Here is a 20,416-nt window from a genome sequence, read left to right as displayed (position 1 = left end):
GACATCCTGTCGACCGCTTGCATCGATTACGGGCAACGGCGAGCGCAACGCGTGCAGGCGCATACACCCGCGCGCAAAATCAAGCGCGATCGAGTCCGTAGTGATCCGGAATGGAATCCTATTCAGATGTCGCGTACATCGCGGGACATCGATCGGCGGCCTTCCAAGGGCATCACCCTCTGATCGCGCACCACGGGGTTGGGGGACCACATGGGGCGGGGGGATCAAAGGCTGGGGCAAGGTTACGAGGTCCGGACTCCTAGGCACTCCGGACCTCGTGCTTTCTAAGATTGAACGTGATTTCGCGCCGCCGGCCATATGGGCCGCGCGGCGCGAAGTCGTTTCAGCCTGCCCTCTTCGATCAGTTCGGCACGTTCCGCTCGAGATCCTCAAGCCACGCCGCCGCGCTCGAATCCGACGGCGCGCGCCAGTCGCCGCGCGGCGACAGCGAGCCGCCGGACGATACCTTCGGCCCGTTCGGCATGGCCGAGCGCTTGAACTGGCTGAAGGCGAAGAAGCGGCGCAGGAACACCTCCAGCCAGCGGCGGATCTCGGGAAGATCATAGGCCTTGCGGCGATCGCCCGGGAACGCCGGCGGCCATTCGCCCCTGGCGACATCCTTCCACGCCTGCAACGCCATGAAGGCGATCTTGGACGGCCGCATGCCGAACCGCAGCGTGTAGAACAGGTTGAAGTCTTGGAGCTCGTAGGGCCCGACCGAGGCTTCCGTGCTCTGCGGCTTCTCGCCCGGCTTGACCGGAACCAGCTCCGGCGAGATTTCGGCCGACAGGATCGAGGCAAGCGTCCGGTTGACGTCGTCGCTGAACTGCTTCGAGGCGATCACCCAGCGGATCAGATGCTGGATCAGCGTCTTCGGCACGCCCGCATTGACGTTGTAATGCGCCATCTGGTCGCCAACGCCATAAGTGCACCAGCCGAGCGCAAGCTCGGACAGATCGCCGGTGCCGATGACGATGCCGCCGTGGTGATTGGCGAGGCGGAACAGATAGTCCGTACGCAGGCCCGCCTGCACGTTTTCGAAGGTGATATCGTAGACCTTCTCGCCCTTGCCGAAGGGATGGCCGATATCCTTCAGCATCTGCGTGGCGGTGGTGCGGATATCAAGTTCCTGCCAGTTCGTCTGCAACGCCTTCATCAGCGCGAACGCATTGGCCTTGCTCTCGCTGCCGGTGGCAAAGCCCGGCATGGTGTAGGCGAGGATGTTTTCACGGGGCAGGCCGAGGAGGTCCACGGCCTTGGCGGCGACGATCAGCGCATGGGTGGAATCGAGACCGCCCGAAACGCCGATCACGACGCGCTTGGTACCGGTGGCGCGCATGCGCTGCACGAGGCCGGCGACCTGGATGTTGTAGGCCTCGTAGCAGTCCTGTTCGAGCAGGCTCTCGTCGCTCGGCACGAACGGAAACCGTTCGACCTTGCGCAGGAAGCCGATATCGTCCGTTGGCGCCTTGAACTCGAATGTCACCTTGCGGAAAAACGCCTCGCGCTGCCGGCGATTGTCGTCGAACGTGCCCATCGAAGCGCGCTCCTGCCTGAGCAGATCGAGATCGACGTCGGCGAACGTGATCTGGCCCTCCTGCCGGAACCGCTCGCCTTCGGCCAGCAGCACGCCGTTCTCATAGATCGAGGTCTGGCCGTCCCAGGCAAGATCGGTGGTCGATTCCCCTGCCCCGGCCGCGGAATAGACGTAGGCGGCAAGGCAGCGCGCCGACGTCGACTGGCACAGCAGCGCGCGGGAGCGCGCCCGTCCGATCGTGATCGGGCTGCCGGAGAGGTTGATCAGCACGCTCGCGCCTGCAAGCGCAAGCTCCGAGGCCGGCGTCACCGGGATCCACATGTCTTCGCAGATCTCGACGCCGATGGTGAGGCCCGGGACATCCTCGGCCGCAAACAGGAGATCCACGCCAAAGGGCGCGCGAAGCTTGCCGACCACAATGGTCTCGCCGACCATGCCAGCACCGGAGGCGAAATGGCGTCCTTCGTAGAATTCCCGATAGGTCGGCAGGTAGATCTTGGGCACGACGCCCAAAATGCTGCCGCGGTGAGTGATGACGGCGCAATTGTAGATGCGGGCCCCAAAGCGCAGCGGCGCGCCGACGATCAGGACGGTCATCAGGGTCGAGGACGCCTCGACGATCGCGGCGAGCCCGCGCTCGACCGCATCGAGCAGCGGATCCTGCTTCACGAGGTCCTCGATCGCATAGCCGGACAGGCACAGTTCGGGAAACACGGCGACCGCCGCCGACTGCTCATGGCAGTCCTTCGCCGCCGCCAAAACCGCCTTCGCATTGGCCGTGGGATCGGCCACATGCGAGGTGGTGACGCAGGCGGCCACGCGCGCAAATCCGTGGGCGTAGATCGAGTGGAAACTCATCGAGCAAAGGACCCTTAATCCAGTCGGACCGGCAGTTGCCAGTTCTTGGCTCTATTTAACCCATCGATAAGGCGTCGTGCAGGCCATCGGCCATCATGCATAACGGATTTGCAGCTTCGCCGGCCCACGCCGCTGGCAGCATCAGGCGCTGCGCGCCAGCACGCCGGAAAGGTCATCGCGCAGCCACTCGGCGATCCGCGGCCAGGCCTGCGCGTGGGTTCGCGCCCCCATGAACAGCCCGAGATGATTGGAGGGCTCGGAAGCCGCTGCGACGAAGGCCGGTGGCGTACCCAGGAGCTTTGCGGTGGCAAGTGCCTGCCCGGCTGGTACGACGTCGTCGTCGAGCCCGGCCAGAAGGAAGACCGGAGCCTTGACGTCCTTCAGACGGACTTCGCGACCGAGCGCCGTGAAATTGCCGCTCGCGATCCGGTTCTCCCGAAAGATCCAGTTGACGATCTGGAGATAGTAGGTGCCGGGCAGATTGAGCGTTTCCGTATTCCAGCGGTCGAAGCGCGCGAGCAGGGCCGCGCCCTCCTCGTCGGCGAGGTCCTTCTGCAATGCCGCCGCGATGTCGTCGCGCCCTGGCGCTTTCGACCAGACCCGCAACATCTCCTCGCCGCTGACGTTGCCGCCGCCGCGTGCGACGAGCTGGTCGTAGACCATCCCCGGCGCGTTGCGGGCAAGCTGTGAGAGCGCGGAGTCGATCGAGAGGTCGACCGGCGCACCAACCAGCACGAGCCGCCGCACCTTGGCCGGAAAGCGCGCCGCGTAGAGCAGCGACAGCCATCCGCCCTGACACAGGCCGACCAGATCGGCCGGCGCGCCGATCTCGTCGACGGCGACGTTGAGATCGCCGAGATAGCTATCGATCGAGAGATAGCGCATCTCCGGCGAGGCCGAGCGCCAATCGGTGAGATAGACCCGGTCGATGCCGCCATTTTGCAGGGATTGCACGACGCTGTGGCCGGGCGCGAAGTCGGCGATGAGGGCCCGGTGCAGCGCATAGGGCGCGCAGACCAGGGCCGGCTGCCCGGACCGCGTCCGCGTGCAATCCCGCAGGCGCATGGTGGCAAGCTCCAGCGCAACGGAATTGGGCGTCGTCCATGGCAGGCTGCTGTCGCCCTGCTCGGCTGGAGCGCGGTCCAGCCACCCAAACCAGGCGTCCATGGCAAGACGGGCCGCCGCGAACGGCCACTGCAAGGGATCCTCGGGGACATGCCCGGGTCTACTTGGCTGTTTGCCGGTCTGCTCCGCCATCGTTACCTCGCGATCCTCACAAGAACGCCTCCAGGCTGACGACCGAAATGCCACGCTCCCGAAAACTCTGGTGGGTCGCCGCGACCGAGCCGTCGAGGTCGATGCCGCGGCAGGCGTCCTCGATGACGGCAACCTCGAACCCCGCCTTGCGCGCATCCTCCGCCGAAAAGCGGACGCAGAAGTCGAGCGCGAGGCCGGCGACGAAGACCGTCTTCAGATCGCGCTCGCGCAGAGATCCGAGCAGGCCGGTCGGCGTCTTGTGATCATTCTCGAACAGCGCCGAATAGGAATCGATGCTGCGGCGAAAGCCCTTGCGCACCACGAGGCTGGCCCGCGCGACATCCAGCTCCCGGTGGAATTCGGCGCCGGCCGTGCCCTGTACACAGTGCGTCGGCCAGAGCACCTGGGTGCCGTAGTCGAGTTCGATGGCCTGGAATGGCTGCTTGCCGGCATGGTTCGGCGCAAAGGAGACGTGGTCGCGAGGATGCCAGTCCTGCGTCAACACCACATTGGCGAATTTTTGGGCGATGCGGTTGATGGCGGGCACCACCTTCTCGCCGCCGGGAACGGCGAGCGCTCCGCCGGTGCAGAAATCATTCTGCACGTCGATCACCAGCAGCACGTCGCGGTCGGAAATCTTCATCGCAGGTCCCATTCCATCGGCCTGGCGCGACAGACGCCGGCCGTTCGCTTCAATGTCGATCTTCCCACGCTGCTTCGCAACCACCGGCATCCTGCTACGATGTCGCGCGAACGGCCGGCTGATCCCTCCCGGATGCAACGCTTTGGCCTGGTCCGTGTTGACTAGCTGTACCCGAGGGCGGAATCTCTGATATCCGCGACATGCGGATCGCGGCGAAGGCGTGGAGGAAAGGGTTCCCAAAGCCTGCAAGGCTACGGCAGCCAAATGGTCATGAGTATCGGCAAGACAGGAAACATTCTTCTCGCCGATATCGGCGGAACCAATGCGCGCTTCGCGCTGAGTAATGGCGAGCAGATCGGACCGATCGACTATGTGAAGGTCGCCGATCACCCGACGGTCCGGGAAGCCATCACCCACGTCCTTCAACGAGCCGGCGACGAGAAGCCTGTGAGGGCCGTGCTGGCCGTCGCGGGTCCCGTCACCAACAACCGCTGCGTTATGACCAACAGCCCGTGGGTCATCGACGGCAACGAGCTCCAGCCGGCGCTCGGCTTCGACAGCGTCCATGTGCTCAATGATTTCGAAGTGGTGGCCTGGTCCCTGCCCGCCTTGCAGCCAGCCGATCTGATCCCGCTCGGCGGACAGGACGGCATGCCGGGAGAGCCTCTGCTGGTGGTCGGCCCTGGAACGGGCTTTGGGGTTTCCTGCCTGGTCGAGCGCCATGGCGCCCGGCTGGCCGTCGTCACCGAGGCCGGCCATGCCACCCTGCCGGCGGAGAACGAGCGCGAGGAACGCGTGATCGCGTGCCTGCGCCGTCGCTTCGGTCACGTCTCGATCGAACGCGGCGCGCTGTCCGGCTCCGGCCTCCAAAGCCTCTACGAAGCGCTGGCGGAGGTCGATGGCGCCCAGGTGCCGCATCGCGATGCGGCCGCTATCACCAAGGCGGCCCTGGACGGCACTTGCGAGCTCAGCCGCGCGACGCTGGACATGTTCTGTGCCATCCTCGGCTCCGTCGCGGGCAATCTCGCCGTGACCTTTGGCGCCCGCGGTGGCGTCTACATTGCCGGCGGAATCGTGCCGCGCTTTCCCGAGTTCCTCGCGGCCTCCGCGTTCCGGGCGCGCTTCGAAGCCAAGGGGCGTTTCCAGGACTATCTGCGCAACATCCCGACCCGGCTCGTCACGAAGCCCGATGCGAGTTTCGTCGGCCTGAAGATGTTCGCCGACCACAATCTGGATTGAGGCGCGCGTGGCCCCCGCGCTCCCCGGTTAACTAATTCACAGCTGATTGCATCGAACGCGCGGTTCCACGCAGGATCGTGCTTGCCCGTTTGTGTGCGATGGGAAACAATCGAAGCGTGTGTGGCGTAGGTACGGGGGCGTAACATGCGTAAACAGGATCTGGGCTTCGACTATCACCGCTATCACCGCCTGCTGATCGAGGCCGATGATGACAACAAACGGCAGGCACTGATCGAGCTCTTGATCGAGGAAAAGGCCAGGGACCGGCTGGCTGCGCAACGCGCCTCGGACCGCGCCGCCATGACGGCCCATACCATTGCGACAGTGCTGAAGGCTGGCGGCCGCAACTGAAGCGTGCGGGATCGCATGCTGCTCGCGCAAACACGCGAGCGATTGCCATTTCGTTAACGATCCCTCGCAATCTCATGTCAAACTTTTTGCTCTAAGAGTTCCCTCACCTGATGCAATTCAGGATCAACAAGGGGGGAATAAACATGAGCATGATTTCACTCACCGCGATTCCGGCCGGCGTCGAAACGCAGTCGAGCGACTACTCCTTCAAGGCCATCATCCTGTTCTGCTGCACGGGGCTTTTCGCCTCGTTCAGCCTGATGGCGCACGGCGTCGATCTCAGCGCCGGCCTGATGTAAGACGATCCACGCGTTGGAATACAGCGGCCGCCCCTCTGGCGGCCGTTTTCGTTTCGCTATGGCAGAACCCCTGACCTAACAAGTTTCATGACCACGCGCTCAAAGCGGCGCCCTGGCGGCGGCCTCCGGAAACAGCGACTCGATCATCGCCTTGAGCTCGTCGAGCGCGATCGGCTTGCGCAGGATCGGCCTGCGCCGGAGCAAGGACGGCAGCAATTCCGGTCCGTAGCCCGTGGCGAACAGAAACGGTTTGCCGCGGCGCTCGATCAGGTCGGCGACAGGGTCGACATAGAGGCCCATCAGATTGATGTCCAGAATGGCGAAATCGTACTGCGCGGTCATCGCGAAGGCGCAAGCGTCCCGCACGTTGTCCGCTTCCGCAACGACATGGTGGCCAAGCTCCTCCACCATGTCGGCGATCATCATTCGGATCAACGCCTCGTCTTCGACCAGGAAAACGGAGAGTCCGCCCGCCATATCAACCCCGCAGCCATCTTACGAAGCTAATCATACCCGAAGCTGCGGGAGGATTCACGAATTCGTGGCGACTAAAATTCTTCGAAAGCATGTAATCCGATTCAAGTTCGATCAATCCAGGCCGCGCTCGTGGCTGAGGCGCACCATCTCCTGGATGAAAACCTGCTTCTGCTTGTCATCGAGACTCGAATACAGTGGTTCAGCGGCATCGGCGACGCTGCGCTGATCGGAGGCGCGGTCGATCAGGAACTGCGCCTCGTTGCGCATCTGCTCGATGATGTCGTCGGGCGGATCCCGCTTGGCACGCTCAACCCGCAGGTTGAGGCGCTCCGCGCCATTATGCCCCAAATAGTGCATCGAGCTGGAGAAGCCGAACCAGTGCTTCTCCTGATCGGGGGTCAGGTTCAGCTCGGTCTTGATCCGCTCGATATAGGAATCGCTGTTGGCGACGATCTGGTCGGCGGTCAACTGTGGCGCGCCGTCCTGGGTCAGGACCGTCACATCCTTGTCCTGCGGCGCGTTCTTGGCTTCCTTGGTCGCCTTGGCGCCCTTGGCAGCCTTGACGCTCTTGCCATCCTTGTCCTTGGCACCGGCCGGCTGCTTCGTGTCCTGCTGCTTTGCGTCCTTGCCCGCATCCTTGGCGGACGGCGCCTGATTGCCGCTATTGTTGTTGACGCCGAGCACGCCGGTGAAGACGCCAACCACGCCGCCGATCGCGCCGCCCAGGACGCCCCCGACGGGACCTGCCGCCTTGTTGCCGGCGGCCGCTCCGTCCTGAACGCCCTTGACCAAACCTTGTGCATTCGCAACCGCGGCCGCGCCGAGCAGCAAGGTGAATACGGACCCGAGTGCGAGCCATCGTCGCAGGCCAAGCCGCGCTGGCGGCGCCGGGGTGATCATTCTGGTCTCCATGTCGATCTGCTTACCCTCTCAGAGCGGCAGGCATCCTGCCGGTTGCAACTCTATCGTTCTCACCGCGCTGGGGTCTAGGCGCGCGCGGTCGCCGTCCCCATCCGAAAGCTCTTTCGCGCGAAGCGCTTATGCAGGCTTATTCGGAACTGCGGCGTAATTGCGCATGGACCGGTTCGAGCTGGCTCGCTCCGAAGTGTGCGTCGCAAAAAGAGCCGCCGCGGTTCACCGCCGACACACGGTGCGGCCTTTTCATACGCAACGTTAGTTCTAGAGAGCAAGGCATTCGGATTTCTCGACAGACGCAATCAATCATGATCTGATCGCGCTACCAATTTGCCGCGTCCCCCGCGCGATTAGCCGCTGGGAATGACGGCGCCAATCAAGAAACGTCCAACAACAAAATCAAAAACAAACTCAGGAAAGTCAGAGGAAACGACAGAACAATAAAACACACCCAAGCGAGGAAACGAGATGTCACGCAAGAAACTGACGCGGCGTCAATTTGTGGCTGCCACTGCAATGTCCTCCGCCGCGCTGATCACGGCGCCTTATGTCCGAGGCGCATACGCCGCCGGCAAGCTCTCGATCGGCTTCTGGGACCACTGGGTGCCCAACGCCAACGACGCCTCCACCGCCCTCGTCAAGGAATGGGCCGACAAGGAGAAGGTCGAAGTCTCGATCGATTACATCACCAGCAACAACAACAAGATTCAGCTCACGGTCGCGGCCGAAGCCCAGGCGAAATCCGGCCACGACATCTTGCAGATGCCGACATGGTGGCCGCATGCCTATTCCGAAAATCTCGAGCCGCTCAATGACGTCATGGAGCCGCTCATCAAGCAGAATGGCGCGGTCAACGACACAGTCAAATATCTCGGCCAGGCCGGCGGCAAATGGCTCGGCGTACCAGCCACTCCGGGCAGCCAGATCAAGGGACCCTGCTCCCGCATCGACCTGATGAAGAAGCTAGCCGGCATCGACGTCCAGGAGATGTATCCGGTAGGCGGGCCGCCAAAAGCCGACAATTGGACGATGGAGACGTTCCTGAAGGCGGCCGAGGCCTGCCAAAAAGGCGGTTCCCCATTCGGTATTGGCCTCGGTGAGACCACAGACAGCGTCGATACGGCCGGCGCGATCTTCCAGTCGTTCGGCGCCGAGCTCGTCGACGCCAAGGGCGACATCACAGTGAAGACCGACGCCGTTCGCCAGGCGCTCGAATACTACAAGAAGCTGATTGCCTTCCTGCCGCCGGATGCTCCGTCCTGGGATGACGCTTCCAACAACAAATGGCTGATCTCAGGCCGCGGCGCGCTCATCCTGAATCCGCCGAGCGCTTGGGCCGTCGCCAAGCGCGACGCACCGCAGGTCGCCGAGCAATGCTGGACGCACGGCATGCCCTCCGGTCCAAAGGGCCGCTTCGCGCCCTTCCTGCCGTACTTCTGGGGCCTCTGGAGCTTCAGCAAGAACAAGGAAGCGGCCAAGAGCCTGCTCACCCACCTGTCGCAGCCGTCATCGATCGAAAAATTTGTGGCAGCGAGCGGCGGTTATGATCTGCCCGCCTACGCCAATATGACGACGCTGAAAACCTGGGCGGAGGAAGGGCCACCGAAAGGGACGCTCTACCACTATCCGAACCCCTTCAACCATCAGACGCTGTCGATCGCGGCGTCTCCCGCGCCGCCCAAGATCGCTCAGCAGATCTACTTCCAGGCGACGCTGACCAAGATGGCGCTGCGCTTTGCGCAAGGCGAGAAGATGGAGACGACGCTCGCTTGGGCCGAAGGCGAATGCGAAGGCTTCATGCGAAGTTGATGCCGGGCGTGTGCCAGGCGGTTCACGCTTAACGCGTGAGCCGCCATGGTGCTCCGGCCTACCGTTCGCATGCACTTACGAAGCCGGCCAATCTGGCCGACCGCCCATTCGACATCTCACATGAAAGCCCATGTCATGGCCGACATCGTCGTTGAGCAGGGTCGTGCGGTCCGCACGGCGAGCAAACGCAAACGCACCAGCCTCCGCAATGCCATGGGACGAAAATCGACGGTGGCGTTCTTCCTGACGCTGCCGCTGATCTTGCTGATTGCGCTGCTCGTACTCTATCCCGCCGTCTATTCCGTCCATCTCGCAACGCTGAACAAGTCGATGCAGAGATTCGTCGGCTTCGGCAACTTCACCTTCCTGTTCAACCGCGACACGTTCTGGATGGTGGTGAAGCAATCCTGCATCTTCGCGGTCACCGCCGTGTTCTTCAAGGCGCTGATGGGCTTCATCGTCGCGCATTTCGTGCACAACATTCCGGCCAAGGGCCAGCGCAAATGGCGCGGCATGCTGCTGGTGCCCTGGGTGATCCCGCCGGCGATGAGCACGCTGGCCTGGCTGTGGTTGTTCGACCCCTCCTACAGTGCATTCAACTACACGCTCTCTTTCTTCGGCATCGGCCCCATCAACTGGCTCGGCGATACCTCGTGGGCGCGGTTTTCCGTCATTCTCGTCAACGTCTGGTACGGCGCACCGTTCTTCATGATCATGTATCTGGCGGCGCTGAAATCCGTCCCGGACCAGCTTTACGAGGCTGCGGCGATCGACGGCGCCAATTGGTGGCAGAAGATCTGGTTCATCACCCTGCCGATGATGCGCAATATCATCGCCATCACCACGTTGTTCTCACTGATCGTCACCTTCGCCAATTTCGACATCGTCCGGATCCTGACGTCGGGCGGTCCGCTGGATCGAACCCACCTGTTTGCGACCTGGGCCTTCAAGGTCGGCATCGAGGGTAGCGACATTCCGCTCGGCGCCAGCGTCTCGTTGTTCATGGTGCCGATCCTCGCCATCGCGGCGATCTTCATCCTTCGCGATGTCAACAAACGTGGGAACGAAGCCTGATGAGCACATTGGCAATCGACAAGGCTGGGCCGAGCCGCAAGGTCAAACTCGGCAGCATGAGCCGGGACCGCACCTGGGCGCTGCGCTGGTCCTACTTCTTCCTGGTGCTGTTTGCGATCTTCTCGCTGACGCCCCCGCTCTATATGCTGATCACGTCGCTCAAGAGCAGCGCGGAGATATCGGCCGCGACCAATCCCTGGTGGGTGTTCCATCCCACGCTGTCGAACTACGTCGAGCTCCTGACCTCGCACCAGTTTCTGCGCTTCTTCTGGAATTCGGCCCTGGTGTCGATCGTAGTCGTGACCATCACCATGCTGATCAGCGTCCCCGCCGCCTTCGCGCTGGCGCGGATGAAGTTCTGGGGTTCGGCAACGCTCGCAACAGGCGTGTTCCTCACCTACTTGATCCCGGACAGCCTGTTGTTCATCCCGCTGTTCAAGATGCTCGCGATGGTCCAGGACCTGACCGGCATCACTCTGCTCAACCGATGGTACGTGCTGGTGTTCGTCTATCCGACGCTGACCGTGCCGTTCTGCACCTGGATCATGATCGGTTATTTCGCCTCGATCCCGAAGGAGCTCGATGAAGCCGCCATCATCGATGGAGCGTCATGGTTGCAGACGCTGACGCGGATCTTCATTCCCGTTGCGTTCCCCGGACTGATCGCAGCGACCATCTTCGCGTTCACCGTTTCCTGGGCACAGTTTCTCTATCCCCTGGTCTTCACCACCTCCGTGGACCAGTTGGTGCTCCCCGTCGGCATCACCACCACGCTGATCAAGGGCGACGTCTTCAACTGGGGCCAGATCATGACCGGCGCGCTGCTCGGCGCAGCGCCTCCGCTGATCATCTACGCTTTTCTGATGGACTACTACGTCGCTGGCCTCACCGCCGGCGCGACCAAGGGCTGACATCGAGAGGTTGACGATCCATGGCTGATGTTACTTTGCGCAAAGTGATCAAGCGTTACGACGATGTCGAGGCCGTGCGCGGCATCGATCTCGACATCGCCGACCATGAGTTCATCGTGCTGGTCGGCCCCTCGGGCTGCGGCAAGTCGACGACGCTGCGCATGATCGCGGGCCTCGAGGACATCAGCGACGGCGACATCATGATCGGCGGCGACGTCGTCAACGACGTACCGCCAAAGGATCGCGACATCGCGATGGTGTTCCAGAACTACGCGCTCTATCCGCACATGACGGTCGCGGAGAACATGTCATTTGGGCTGCGCCTCAAGCACTATCCCAAGGCCGAGATCAATGCGCGGGTGACGGAGGCAGCCCGGCTCCTGGATATCACCGACCTGATCAACCGCAAGCCGAAGCAGCTCTCCGGTGGGCAGCGCCAGCGCGTCGCCATGGGACGGGCCATCGTGCGCAACCCAAAGGTCTTCCTGTTCGACGAGCCGCTGTCCAATCTCGACGCCAAGCTGCGGGTGCAGATGCGGATCGAGATCAAGAAGGTGCACCAGAAGGTGCGCACCACCACCGTCTACGTCACCCACGACCAGGTCGAGGCGATGACGCTGGCGGATCGCGTGGTGGTGATGAACAAGGGCCGCATCGAGCAGATCGGCACGCCAAACGAGCTCTACCACAAGCCGGCGACGCGCTTTGTCGCGGGCTTCATCGGCTCGCCGGCGATGAACTTCATTCCGTGCCGGCTGGAGGATTCCGGCGGCAAGCTTCAGATTCGCCTGGCCGACCGCATCGCCTTTGCGCTGCCGCCTGCACGCGCCGTCCGCTACAATGCGCTACCTCGAACTGAAAACCTTCTGCTCGGCCTTCGTCCCGAGCATCTCACGGAATCGAATGCGCATCTGGAGCCCGGCGTCGAGAGCTTCGACACGGTGCTCGACGTCACCGAGCCGATGGGGATGGAGACGCTGGTCTATTTCGGGCTCGAAGGCACGCCGGTCTGCGGCCGTGTCAATCCCAATGCCGGCGCCAAGGACGGAGCACCCATGCGTTTGGCGATGGACCTCAACAACATGCACCTGCTAAACGAGGCGACCGGCGTCGTGCTGTAACGGCCGGCCAAGAAACGCGAGCAGGCGGGGAGCAATGGCGACCAACAAGAAGAAGATTTTCGTTACACAAACTTTGTCGCAAGGGGCACGCGCCCTCCTCACCCAGCGGGACGATATCGAGCTCGTCGAGTTTCCGAACATGATCTCGGCCAAGGACTTCGAGGCGCTGCTGAAGAGCCATGCGCCAGTCCATGGCGTGGCGCTGGGTGCCACCGCCTTCGGCGAGACCGAGCTCGAGGCATCCAAGGACATGAAGGTGGTGACGCGGATCGGCGTCGGCTACGACGCCGTCGACGTGCCCGCCCTCTCCCGCCGCAAGGTGCCGCTGATGGTCGCCGGCAGCGCGAACTCACCCTCGGTCGCCGAGCAGGCGCTGTTCATGATGTTGACGCTGGCTAAGCGCGCGCAGGAGATGCACGCCTGCGTCAAGGACGGCAGATGGGCCGAGCGGCTCGGTATGCTGCCGTTCGATCTCTACGGCAAGACCGTGCTGATCATCGGCTTCGGCCGCATCGGCGGTCGCACCGCCAAGCGCTGCCTGGCGATGGAAATGAACGTCCAGGTCTATGATCCCTATAAGCCGGCCGCCGACATCAAGGCCGCCGGTTGCGAGCCGATCGCCGATCTCGACGCGGCACTGCCCCGCGCCGATTTCGTCACCATCCACTGCCCGAAGACGCCGGAAACGATCGGTCTGTTCAACGCGGCGCGGATCGGCCTGATGAAGCCAAAATCCTATCTCATCAACACCGCGCGCGGCGGCATCGTCAACGAGAAGGCGCTCTACGAGGCGCTGGTCTCAGGTAAGCTTGCCGGCGCCGGCATCGACGTGTTCGAGCAGGAGCCGCCGCCGGTCACGAACGCACTGCTCGCACTGCCGAACGTCATCATGGCTCCGCACGTCGCCGGCGTTACGGTCGAGGCCGTCCAACGCATGAGCGAGCAGACCGCGCGCAACATCCTGAGTGTGCTCGACGGCGATCCGATCCGGCAGAACATCATCAATCAGGACGTTCTCGGCTGAAGTGAATCCGAAGGGCGGGTGGCCAATCTGCCCGCGCCTTCGGAAGCCCAGAATACGTCCCATTTTGGTGCAGATCGGGCCCCAACTCAGCCTTAATCAAACCCGCGTAATAAGGTCGGCCGCGGCGGCAGTGGGACAGACTTGCCGGCCGCGTCGAGCTGGAGGATGGACCCTTGTCAGAGATCGACCCGACCGACCAAGCGCTGGCGACCATCGCCAGCATTTTCGAGCACCCCGAGCCTGCCTTTGTCGTCCGGGACACCACCGAGACAGAAGCGGCCGTCGCCGATGAGCATCCGGTCGTTGCCGAACATTCTGCTGTCGACGAACACGAGCATCCGGTGGTCGAGGAACAGCCGCTGGTGCCGGAGCCGGCGGATGCAGATGGCTACAGCAAGGTCGGTCCCGGGCCGATGGTGGCGATCCGTCTCAAATGGACGGTCCATCGCGGCGATGACGGCCAGTACTACGTGCACGAGACCATCGGCGAGCAATCCGTGCCCGTGATCAGCGGCCCGATGACGAGCGAAGCCGCCGTGCATTTCGTTGATGAGCACACGGACGAGGCCCATCGGCGCTTCGAGCTGCTGCGCAGCGAGATCGCCGGCCGCAGCTCGCTCGCCGATTACGAGCGCAAGGGCGAAGCCTAAAGGCTTACTTCCTTCCGAGATAATCCTTCTTCACGAGCTCGACGCCTGCGTGCCGCAGCAGGTCGTAGGACGTCGTGACGTGAAAGAAGAATTGCGGCATGCTGAACGTCAGCAGCAGCATCCGCCCGGTGAACGGCAGCTCGGTTCCGTTCTTCAGCTTGAAGAAAACTTGCTGCTCCGACGCGGCATCGATCTGGGCGCGTGGCAGGCTCTCGATGAACTCGATCGAGGTTGCGATGCGCGCCTGAAGGCCGGCCATGTCGTGCTCCAGCGCCGGCAGCACCACGGGTTCACACCCTGCCAGCAAGGCCGGAGCGACCGTGGCGTGGCGGCAGGCCTCGCCGACCTGCTGCGCCAGGTCGTACATGTTCGGCGACAGCCGCATGCCCAGCAGGACGGCGGGATTGAATTTACGGGTCTCGGCATAGGCGACGCCCTTGTCGAGCAGGCCTGACAGATTGCGCAAATTCGGCACGAACAGGCCAACCGAGGCCTCGTACATCGAGATCGTCACCTCAAAATTCCTTTCAAATCCGGCTCGCCAGCGACTGGCATCTGGTCTAAATCCAACCTCAAGGGCTGCACAATGACAGCTCATGCAGGGGTCGAGAAGACATGATCGTTCGAATCGTGGCGGCTTTGGCCGTGATGTTGCTGGCAAACCTTTCGGCCCAGGCGCAGCAGGCGCCTTCGCGCCTCGACGAGATCATCAAGCGCGGCACCCTGCGCGTCGGCATGACCGGCGACTACAAGCCCTTCACTTATCTGGACAAGGCCACGCAGCAATTCAGCGGCTTCGACGTCGACATGGCCGAAGCGCTTGGCAAAGCGCTCGGCGTCAAGGTCGAATATGTGCCGACGGCGTGGCCGAAGCTGATGAAAGACTTTGAAGCCGACCAGTTCGACATCGCGATGGGCGGCGTCTCCGTGACGCTCGACCGCCAGAAGAGAGGCGTCTTCTCGATGCCGATCATGCGCGAGGGCAAGACGCCGATCACGCGCTGCGCCGACGTCGGCAAGTACCAGACCATCGCCGACATCGACAAGAAGGGCACGCGCGTCATCGTCAATCCCGGCGGCACCAATGAGCGTTTTGCGCGGGCCAACGTCAAGGACGCCGAGATCACCGTATTCCCCGACAACACCGTCATCTTCGACGAGATCGCCAAGGGCAATGCCGATCTGATGATGACGGACGCGTCCGAGACGCGCTACCAGCAGAAGCAGCATTCCGGCGTGCTCTGCGCGGTGCATCCGGACAAGCCGTTCGACTTCTCGGAGAAAGCCTACTGGCTCCAGCGCGACACGGCGCTGAAGGCATTCGTCGACCAGTGGCTGCACGTTTCGATGGAGGACGGCAGCTACAGGAAGATCTACGCCGCCTGGTTCGATTGATCCGCTTCCCCCTGTCGCTGCCTCGGCCAAACTTTGGACCCGCTTAAGGTCCATTGAACCCGGACCGCCGGGACAACGACTCATACCGAGAACAGTGATCTAGATCACTTTCTGCGATCGGGCCGAGGCGTAAGCGTCGGTGCGGGGACCACCTGCTAGGAGACGGAAATGAGGAAGTTGTTGGCCACGGCCGCATTCCTTTTGGCGAGCACCGCAGCGCAAGCGCAGTACACCTTCGAATATGGCGGGCGCACCATCCGCATCGATCCCGACCGCGGCACGGTGTCGATCCCCGGCGTCTATGACAACACCGGCCAGGGCAAAGCGAAGAAGGCCAAGAACGACGCCAAGGGGACCCCGAAAGCGGACCCGCAGGCGCCGCAACAAGCCAAGGCCGATCCGCAGCAGCCGGCCAGTCCCGCGCCGGCCCCCGCACCTGCCGCCACGCCTCCGGCGGCCGAGCAGGCCCCTGTACAAGCTCCCGTCGCCGTGGCGCCTCCTGCCCCGCCGGCACCTTCGGCCACGACGGCAAACAATGGTCCGGCTGACGACGCGCTTGTGCCGCCGCCTCAACCGGCCCCAATTACTGCCCCGACGGTGGCCGCGGTACCGCCCGCACCGCCTCCGCCGCCTGCTCCGACAGTAGCTGCCGCCCCGCCAGCGCCCCCGGCGCCGCCTCCGCCACCTGCTCCGGCGCCAGCGCCCGTTCAGTCGGCTGCCGTCGCCCCGGCTCCCGCAGCCGCAACCGCGCGTGATCCCAATTCACCGCTGGGCGTCTGGCTCACCGAGGAGAAGGAAGGCAAGGTTCGCATCGAGCAATGCGGCAACAATCTCTGCGGCTATTCGGTCGACAGCAAATCGAACCAGAACGGCGAGCAGGTTTTGATCAACATGAAGCCCGGGAAAGAGCAGAACAAGGACCCGAAATGGTCCGGCCGCATTCTTGATCCCAACACCGGCTCGACCTACGACTCCACGATCGCGCTGAAGGGCACCGATCGCCTGCGCGTGCAGGGCTGCGCCTTCGGCGGCATGTTCTGCGGCGGCCAGACCTGGACGCGCGTGAACTAGGCTCGCGCACGCCAGGCACGTCTAGCGACACGGCCCCATGGCGGTTGGACGAATACCTTCCTGACGTGGGAGGATTCGCGTACACGTCCACAAACGCAGGCGCGTTTGCTGGGACAATTCATGACTTTGCCGCCCGCTCGAAGAGGCCCCGCCGCGCCCAGAATTGTCATCCCGGCGTTTGCGAGCTTCAGCGTCTCCGGGCATTCATTCAATGAGCTTCTGCTTTTCAAAAACGAAAGCCTGGATATCGGCCTGACGCCCCGGATCCTGGTGCCTCGCTCGACTGACGAGCGGGTTGCAGCGGAAATCGCGGCGGATCGTGTTCTGGAGTTGCTTCCTGCCTTCGAGGTCAACGCCGAGAACTTCGTTCTCTCCACGGTGACGTTCGCTGACACCGCCCGTCTTTTCGCACCGTTGCGCACGTGGCTGGATGCGGAATGTCTGGATTCCTCCGACATCATCTACTTCCCGCGTGGACACCCGGTCCTCATCAGCGGTATCGGCCGATGGCTCTCGCAGCAGCCGGAAGGCAAGCGCCCGGCTGTATTTTTCCGCATCATCGGCGACGAATTGACAGACCTGGACACAGGACGCTTCAAGCCGCGGGCGGCTTTCTACCGACTTGCGTCTGCGGATCTCGACAACGCGTCAGCCGGCGAGCGCGTGTTCTTCCTGGTGAACTCGACGGCCAAGGCGCGCTCGGTATCCCGCGTGTTGCGCCGGCGTCCGTTCATGATGCAGCATCATTTCGGCACGCCCCCGGATACCGCGCTGGCAACGGAAACAATCGAGCCGACGGTCTATGTCCACGTGAACAGCAGGTCAGGCCGATGCTTGACCGATCTCGGCGAGACGATCAAGCGCGTGCACGCGGTCGAACCTACCACAAGGTTCGTGATCAAGCCGGCCGGCGATACCTCGGAAAAGATGGCCGCGCTCGATTTCGGAGACAGTGCGTTCGTCGAGGTTCTTCCGTTGCAAATGAGCACGACGGAGTACTTCGAGAATCTCGCGCGATCGACGCTGGTCGTGTTGGCCTATGAAGCGCAGCCGTATCGATTTTTGACCTCCGGCGTCTTCACGGAGGCCGCCAGCCTGGGCAAGCCCGTCATTGTGCCGCACGGCACATGGATGGCCGACAAGATCGCGGAGGGGTACGGCGTCGGCATGTCGTTTGAAAACCAGCCACCGGAATCGTTGGCTGACGTCATTCTGAAAGGTCTTCAGGACTCGCACCGACTGGCTTCCACGGCGCAAGCAATCGCCCCGCGGCTCGTGGAAGAGACCGGTTGCCGGCGATTCATCGAAACCATGGTGTCTCTTTCAAAGACTGCTCCCGACATGGGGCCGAGTTACCGGATTGGCGATGAGATTAATTTCAACGATCCGCTCGATTCACGCGGTTTCATGGGCAGCGGCTGGTCGGAAACCGAGCCATGGGGTACATGGACCATCGGTGGCCGCGCTGAACTGTCAGTGAAGCTCGGTGCAACACCGGACAGACAGCTTTTCCTGAATGCTTTCGCTTTTGCGCATTTGCCGCGGCAAGACCACGAGGGTGTCAATGTCCGAATTTACTGCGGCGATGAACGGATAGCCGAGTGGACATTCACGCTCGCAGAAGCGCGGGGCGGTGGACCACGCTGGTTCTCGGCGCCGCTCCCCGCTCCCGCACATCTTGGCGGTGCTTTGGACTTTGTCTTCGAAATTGAAGGCGCGACTTCGCCGCATGCCGAGGGATTGAGCCATGACAGGCGCGTTCTCGGATTGGCGCTTTGCAAGTTGACGATTGCAGAGGCTGGGGAGGCCTCCACGATCTCGATCGAGCAAGAGGGTTGAGCAAGGGTCCAAGAATGAGCAACCGGCTGCGCCTCAAAAAGTCCGCCTGCTCGCCCGTCTCGTCAATCGGATGAGGAGCTGAGCCGGACCTGCATCAACGAGCGCCGCGGCTTGCCGCAATGTGCGCAGCCTCACAGAGCTCCCTCGGGGCGTGACTGCCCTCACATCGCCCGCCCCACGTCCACGCCACGATGCCCGCAGGTTCAACCACAGGGGCGTGTCATGAATTGTTTTCGCAAAGGGCTGTTCGTTACCGTGTTCGCCTTGGCTCTGCCGGTCGCGCAAGCGAGCGCCAACACGTTCGACGGGGCATGGAATGTCCGCATCGCTTCATCGAGCGACACCTGCGGCAACGGCGCAACCGTCGCGATCGGCATCAACAATGGTCAGATCGCCTCGAGCAGCGCAATGGTGACGGCGTCCGGCCACGTAGCGGATGCCGGCGCCATCAACGTCACCTTGAGCACCGGCATCAAGCGCGCCGTCGGCTTCGGCCGGCTCAGCGGTACCTCCGGCTCCGGCACATGGCGCGGCGCCATGTGCACGGGAACGTGGACCGCTGAGCGGATGTAATCAGCCGATCGCCGCGCCGTACTCAGCGTCCGTCACAGGCTCCAGCCAGGTCGAATAGACGCCGTCGAGCGCTTCCTGCATCGCGATGTGGGTCATGCCGTTGGTCGGCGTGGCACCGTGCCAATGCAGCTCGCCCGGCGGAATCCAGACGGTGTCGCCGGGACGGATCTCGCGGATCGGGCCGCCCTTGGCCTGAACCCGGCCGACGCCGGAGATGACGTAGAGCGTCTGGCCCAGCGGATGGTGATGCCAGTTGGTGCGCGCGCCGGGTTCGAACGACACGCGCGAGCAGTTCAGCCGTGCCGGCGCGGGCGCCATGATCACGGGGTCCTGCAACACGGTGCCGGTGAAGTTTTCCTTGGGCGCGCGGCGGGTGGGCCGCGTGCCTGCGACAGTGATTTCCATTGGGGTATTCCTCGCTTGTGGTCGTTACTTCTTGCTTGCCGCGTAGCGCGCCTTGGTCTCGGCGTTCATGGGATAGAGGCCCGGCAGCACCGCGCCGTTGTTCACCTCGTTGACAATCCAGGCTTCCATCCGCTCCTGCTCGACGCCTTCGGCGAGCACGTGGTCGAGCATCGCCTGCGGGATCAACACGCAGCCGTCCTGGTCGGCAACGACGATGTCGTTAGGGAACACCGCGACGCCGCCGCAGCCGATCGGCTCGCCCCAGCCGACGAAGGTGAGGCCTGCAACGGAGGGCGGCGCGGCAAAGCCGTCGCACCACACCGGAAGATTGGTGCCGAGCACACCCTCGACGTCACGCACCACGCCATCGGTGACGAGCGCAGTGACGCCGCGCTTCATCATGCGCGCGCAGAGAATGTCGCCGAAAATACCGGCATCAGTAATGCCCATAGCATCGACCACAGCGATGCAGCCGTCCGGCATCGCCTCGATCGCGGTACGGGTCGAGATCGGCGACGACCAGGATTCCGGCGTCGCCAGATCCTCGCGCGCCGGGACGAAGCGCAGCGTGAAGGCCGGTCCCACCAGGCGCGGCAGACCCGGGCGCAGCGGACGTGCGCCGCGCATCCAGATGTTGCGCAGGCCCTTCTTCAGCAGGACCGTGGTGATGGTGGCGGTGGTGATGCCGGCGAGGGTCTTGCGGGCTTCGGGGGATAGCGACATGGACGGCAACGAGCTCCGAAATGGGCGGGAAACGACGCCGCGCATCTTGCGAGGCGGGCGCTTTCCGTCAAGGGCCAAGAACGCAGGCCGGCAGGGCGGTTATGCGACGCGATAACAAGGCTTTATCGTTTGGCCTTGGATTAATTTATTGGACTTGCGGGCGCATTTACGCGAAGCAGGGCACCGCGGAACTCAAGGACGAGCCCGCGTTTCTTCAGAAGCCCGATTTCGACAGCTCTTGATAG

General features: G+C 63.1%; 21 protein-coding genes. 13 read left to right on the top strand and 8 right to left on the bottom strand.

All coding sequences use genetic code 11. The features are described from left to right. Positions 1-361 precede the first annotated feature (361 nt). The 3 genes from UB31_RS06705 to pncA all read right to left on the bottom strand — a co-directional run bounded on the left by UB31_RS06705 (position 362) and on the right by pncA (position 4,307). A complete protein-coding gene (locus tag UB31_RS06705; protein ID WP_045010294.1) occupies positions 362-2,395 on the bottom strand; it encodes an NAD(+) synthase in 2,034 nt (677 codons plus the stop codon). Positions 2,396-2,536: 141 nt separating this feature from the next. Then, positions 2,537-3,652 carry an alpha/beta fold hydrolase gene (locus tag UB31_RS06700; RefSeq protein ID WP_045010293.1) on the bottom strand — a complete coding sequence of 372 codons (1,116 nt, stop codon included), beginning with the start codon at positions 3,650-3,652 and terminating at the stop codon, positions 2,537-2,539. Positions 3,653-3,668: 16 nt separating this feature from the next. Next, entirely contained in the window at positions 3,669-4,307 is a 639-nt protein-coding gene (gene pncA, locus UB31_RS06695; protein ID WP_045010425.1) for a bifunctional nicotinamidase/pyrazinamidase, read from the bottom strand. Between the two features lie 258 nt (positions 4,308-4,565). Here pncA and glk point away from each other — a divergent pair, with 258 nt between their 5' ends. The 3 genes from glk to UB31_RS42055 all read left to right on the top strand — a co-directional run bounded on the left by glk (position 4,566) and on the right by UB31_RS42055 (position 6,184). Further along, on the top strand, positions 4,566-5,534 hold the full coding sequence (glk, locus tag UB31_RS06690; RefSeq protein ID WP_045010424.1) for a glucokinase: 969 nt from the start codon (positions 4,566-4,568) through the stop codon (positions 5,532-5,534). Positions 5,535-5,678: 144 nt separating this feature from the next. Next, entirely contained in the window at positions 5,679-5,885 is a 207-nt protein-coding gene (locus tag UB31_RS06685; protein WP_045007396.1) for a hypothetical protein, read from the top strand. A gap of 143 nt (positions 5,886-6,028) precedes the next feature. Then, entirely contained in the window at positions 6,029-6,184 is a 156-nt protein-coding gene (locus UB31_RS42055) for a hypothetical protein (RefSeq protein WP_197090775.1), read from the top strand. A 99-nt stretch (positions 6,185-6,283) separates the two neighbouring features. On the opposite strand, the gene UB31_RS06680 is transcribed toward UB31_RS42055, so the two are convergent. Further along, a complete protein-coding gene (locus UB31_RS06680; RefSeq protein WP_045010292.1) occupies positions 6,284-6,661 on the bottom strand; it encodes a response regulator in 378 nt (125 codons plus the stop codon). 111 nt (positions 6,662-6,772) lie between these two features. Then, positions 6,773-7,561, bottom strand: coding sequence for a Spy/CpxP family protein refolding chaperone (locus UB31_RS06675; protein ID WP_045007398.1), 789 nt, complete (start codon positions 7,559-7,561; stop codon positions 6,773-6,775). A 483-nt stretch (positions 7,562-8,044) separates the two neighbouring features. Between UB31_RS06675 and UB31_RS06670 the strand changes: the two genes are divergently transcribed. From UB31_RS06670 to UB31_RS42050, 6 genes are all read left to right on the top strand, one after another. Next, positions 8,045-9,385 (top strand): ABC transporter substrate-binding protein, encoded by a 1,341-nt coding sequence (locus UB31_RS06670; protein ID WP_045010291.1) that lies wholly within the window; start codon positions 8,045-8,047, stop codon positions 9,383-9,385. A 135-nt stretch (positions 9,386-9,520) separates the two neighbouring features. Beyond that, positions 9,521-10,459 (top strand): carbohydrate ABC transporter permease, encoded by a 939-nt coding sequence (locus UB31_RS06665; RefSeq protein ID WP_045007630.1) that lies wholly within the window; start codon positions 9,521-9,523, stop codon positions 10,457-10,459. After that, on the top strand, positions 10,459-11,370 hold the full coding sequence (locus UB31_RS06660; protein ID WP_045007400.1) for a carbohydrate ABC transporter permease: 912 nt from the start codon (positions 10,459-10,461) through the stop codon (positions 11,368-11,370). Before UB31_RS06665 ends, UB31_RS06660 begins: the two co-directional genes overlap by 1 nt. A 20-nt stretch (positions 11,371-11,390) precedes the next feature. Continuing rightward, positions 11,391-12,491, top strand: a complete 1,101-nt coding sequence (locus tag UB31_RS06655; protein ID WP_045010290.1) for an ABC transporter ATP-binding protein — start codon at positions 11,391-11,393, stop codon at positions 12,489-12,491. A 34-nt stretch (positions 12,492-12,525) separates the two neighbouring features. Then, positions 12,526-13,515, top strand: coding sequence for a hydroxyacid dehydrogenase (locus UB31_RS06650; RefSeq protein WP_045010289.1), 990 nt, complete (start codon positions 12,526-12,528; stop codon positions 13,513-13,515). Positions 13,516-13,688: 173 nt separating this feature from the next. Beyond that, positions 13,689-14,165, top strand: a complete 477-nt coding sequence (locus UB31_RS42050) for a hypothetical protein (RefSeq protein WP_045010288.1) — start codon at positions 13,689-13,691, stop codon at positions 14,163-14,165. Between the two features lie 4 nt (positions 14,166-14,169). Here UB31_RS42050 and UB31_RS06640 read toward each other — a convergent pair whose 3' ends face one another. Then, on the bottom strand, positions 14,170-14,667 hold the full coding sequence (locus UB31_RS06640) for a DUF1993 domain-containing protein (RefSeq protein WP_045007404.1): 498 nt from the start codon (positions 14,665-14,667) through the stop codon (positions 14,170-14,172). A 113-nt stretch (positions 14,668-14,780) separates the two neighbouring features. On the opposite strand from UB31_RS06640, the gene UB31_RS06635 reads away from it, so the two are divergent. The 4 genes from UB31_RS06635 (at position 14,781) to UB31_RS06620 (ending at position 19,043) form a co-directional block, all read left to right on the top strand. Further along, positions 14,781-15,560: a transporter substrate-binding domain-containing protein gene (locus UB31_RS06635; RefSeq protein WP_045010287.1), complete on the top strand. Its 780-nt coding sequence runs from the start codon at positions 14,781-14,783 to the stop codon at positions 15,558-15,560. A gap of 168 nt (positions 15,561-15,728) precedes the next feature. After that, positions 15,729-16,631: a DUF2147 domain-containing protein gene (locus UB31_RS06630; protein ID WP_045010286.1), complete on the top strand. Its 903-nt coding sequence runs from the start codon at positions 15,729-15,731 to the stop codon at positions 16,629-16,631. Positions 16,632-16,751: 120 nt separating this feature from the next. Next, a complete protein-coding gene (locus tag UB31_RS06625) occupies positions 16,752-18,470 on the top strand; it encodes a glycosyltransferase family protein (RefSeq protein WP_045010285.1) in 1,719 nt (572 codons plus the stop codon). A gap of 222 nt (positions 18,471-18,692) precedes the next feature. Next, positions 18,693-19,043 (top strand): hypothetical protein, encoded by a 351-nt coding sequence (locus tag UB31_RS06620; protein WP_045010284.1) that lies wholly within the window; start codon positions 18,693-18,695, stop codon positions 19,041-19,043. Here the strand turns inward: UB31_RS06620 and UB31_RS06615 are convergent, their stop codons facing one another. Next, positions 19,044-19,448 carry a (R)-mandelonitrile lyase gene (locus UB31_RS06615; protein ID WP_045007409.1) on the bottom strand — a complete coding sequence of 135 codons (405 nt, stop codon included), beginning with the start codon at positions 19,446-19,448 and terminating at the stop codon, positions 19,044-19,046. Positions 19,449-19,472: 24 nt separating this feature from the next. Beyond that, the gene (locus tag UB31_RS06610; RefSeq protein WP_045010283.1) at positions 19,473-20,171 is read right to left on the bottom strand and encodes a ribonuclease activity regulator RraA; all 699 of its coding nucleotides are present in this window, start codon (positions 20,169-20,171) and stop codon (positions 19,473-19,475) included. Positions 20,172-20,416 lie beyond the last annotated feature (245 nt).

The organism is Bradyrhizobium sp. LTSP849, from assembly GCF_000938255.1.
Lineage (GTDB): Bacteria > Pseudomonadota > Alphaproteobacteria > Rhizobiales > Xanthobacteraceae > Bradyrhizobium.
This window is presented reverse-complemented; position numbering and strand designations above follow the sequence as displayed.